At 54.1% G+C, this 2317-nt stretch carries 1 rRNA gene; it reads left to right on the forward strand.

What is annotated here, in order from left to right:
* Window positions 1-2293, forward strand: a 23S ribosomal RNA gene (locus NA389_RS21875); the annotation flags it as partial.
* Between the last annotated feature and the right edge of the window lie 24 nt (window positions 2294-2317).

The following is a 2317-nucleotide window of genomic DNA, read 5'->3' on the forward strand; positions in this document are numbered from 1 at the left end:
ATAGGGGAGCCGGAGGGAAACCGAGTCTTAATTGGGCGTTAAGTTGCAGGGTATAGACCCGAAACCCGGTGATCTAGCCATGGGCAGGTTGAAGGTTGGGTAACACTAACTGGAGGACCGAACCGACTAATGTTGAAAAATTAGCGGATGACCTGTGGCTGGGGGTGAAAGGCCAATCAAACCGGGAGATAGCTGGTTCTCCCCGAAAGCTATTTAGGTAGCGCCTCGTGAATTCATCTCCGGGGGTAGAGCACTGTTTCGGCTAGGGGGCCATCCCGGCTTACCAACCCGATGCAAACTGCGAATACCGGAGAATGTTATCACGGGAGACACACGGCGGGTGCTAACGTCCGTCGTGAAGAGGGAAACAACCCAGACCGCCAGCTAAGGTCCCAAAGTCATGGTTAAGTGGGAAACGATGTGGGAAGGCCCAGACAGCCAGGATGTTGGCTTAGAAGCAGCCATCATTTAAAGAAAGCGTAATAGCTCACTGGTCGAGTCGGCCTGCGCGGAAGATGTAACGGGGCTAAACCATGCACCGAAGCTGCGGCAGCGACACTCAGGTGTCGTTGGGTAGGGGAGCGTTCTGTAAGCCTGCGAAGGTGGCCTGTGAGGGTTGCTGGAGGTATCAGAAGTGCGAATGCTGACATAAGTAACGATAAAGCGGGTGAAAAGCCCGCTCGCCGGAAGACCAAGGGTTCCTGTCCAACGTTAATCGGGGCAGGGTGAGTCGACCCCTAAGGCGAGGCCGAAAGGCGTAGTCGATGGGAAACGGGTTAATATTCCCGTACTTGGTGTTACTGCGAAGGGGGGACGGAGAAGGCTATGTTGGCCGGGCGACGGTTGTCCCGGTTTAAGCGTGTAGGTGTGTGTTCCAGGTAAATCCGGTTCACTTTAACACTGAGGCGTGACGACGAGGCACTACGGTGCTGAAGCAACAAATGCCCTGCTTCCAGGAAAAGCCTCTAAGCATCAGGTAACATCAAATCGTACCCCAAACCGACACAGGTGGTCAGGTAGAGAATACCAAGGCGCTTGAGAGAACTCGGGTGAAGGAACTAGGCAAAATGGTGCCGTAACTTCGGGAGAAGGCACGCTGACACGTAGGTGAAGTGATTTACTCATGGAGCTGAAGTCAGTCGAAGATACCAGCTGGCTGCAACTGTTTATTAAAAACACAGCACTGTGCAAACACGAAAGTGGACGTATACGGTGTGACGCCTGCCCGGTGCCGGAAGGTTAATTGATGGGGTCAGCGCAAGCGAAGCTCCTGATCGAAGCCCCGGTAAACGGCGGCCGTAACTATAACGGTCCTAAGGTAGCGAAATTCCTTGTCGGGTAAGTTCCGACCTGCACGAATGGCGTAATGATGGCCAGGCTGTCTCCACCCGAGACTCAGTGAAATTGAACTCGCTGTGAAGATGCAGTGTACCCGCGGCAAGACGGAAAGACCCCGTGAACCTTTACTATAGCTTGACACTGAACATTGAGCCTTGATGTGTAGGATAGGTGGGAGGCTTTGAAGTGTGGACGCCAGTCTGCATGGAGCCGGCCTTGAAATACCACCCTTTAATGTTTGATGTTCTAACGTGGACCCGTGATCCGGGTTGCGGACAGTGTCTGGTGGGTAGTTTGACTGGGGCGGTCTCCTCCTAAAGAGTAACGGAGGAGCACGAAGGTTGGCTAATCCTGGTCGGACATCAGGAGGTTAGTGCAATGGCATAAGCCAGCTTGACTGCGAGCGTGACGGCGCGAGCAGGTGCGAAAGCAGGTCATAGTGATCCGGTGGTTCTGAATGGAAGGGCCATCGCTCAACGGATAAAAGGTACTCCGGGGATAACAGGCTGATACCGCCCAAGAGTTCATATCGACGGCGGTGTTTGGCACCTCGATGTCGGCTCATCACATCCTGGGGCTGAAGTAGGTCCCAAGGGTATGGCTGTTCGCCATTTAAAGTGGTACGCGAGCTGGGTTTAGAACGTCGTGAGACAGTTCGGTCCCTATCTGCCGTGGGCGCTGGAGAACTGAGGGGGGCTGCTCCTAGTACGAGAGGACCGGAGTGGACGCATCACTGGTGTTCGGGTTGTCATGCCAATGGCACTGCCCGGTAGCTAAATGCGGAAGAGATAAGTGCTGAAAGCATCTAAGCACGAAACTTGCCCCGAGATGAGTTCTCCCTGAGACTTTAGGTCTCCTGAAGGAACGTTGAAGACGACGACGTTGATAGGCCGGGTGTGTAAGCGCAGCGATGCGTTGAGCTAACCGGTACTAATGAACCGTGAGGCTTAACCTTACAACGCCGAAGATGTTTTGGCGG

It is taken from the genome of Salmonella sp. NW645, assembly GCF_051703725.1.
Classification (GTDB): domain Bacteria; phylum Pseudomonadota; class Gammaproteobacteria; order Enterobacterales; family Enterobacteriaceae; genus Salmonella; species Salmonella enterica.